The following is a 311-nucleotide window of genomic DNA, read 5'->3' as shown; positions in this document are numbered from 1 at the left end:
GCCCCACCAACTAGCTAATCAGACGCAGACCCATCGCAAAGCGATAGCTTACAAGTAGAGGCCATCTTTAATGCATCTCCCATGCGGAAGTTGCACAACATTCGGTATTAGCAGTCCTTTCGGACTGTTGTCCCCATCTTTGCGGCAGGTTGTCTACGCGTTACTCACCCGTTTGCCACTCGGCATCTTTTCAACACTCAATGCTCGACCACCCATCACTTATGTTAATCACTTTATATAAGTGTGGTGATGGCTTCGCCATCACGACGCTCGAAAGCATCGCCTTCAAGCATTCAGTGTTGAAAATCTGC

The 311-nt window shown here is 48.6% G+C and carries 1 rRNA gene; it reads right to left on the bottom strand.

The features are described from left to right. Window positions 1–209: ribosomal RNA gene (locus FZ040_RS13880) — 16S ribosomal RNA — on the bottom strand; the annotation flags it as partial. Window positions 210–311: the final 102 nt, after the last annotated feature.

Source organism: Pseudoselenomonas ruminis, assembly GCF_008271295.1.
GTDB lineage: Bacteria > Bacillota > Negativicutes > Selenomonadales > Selenomonadaceae > Selenomonas_A > Selenomonas_A ruminis.
The sequence above is the reverse complement of the archived record's forward strand: the minus strand, read 5'-3'. Positions and strand labels throughout refer to the sequence as shown.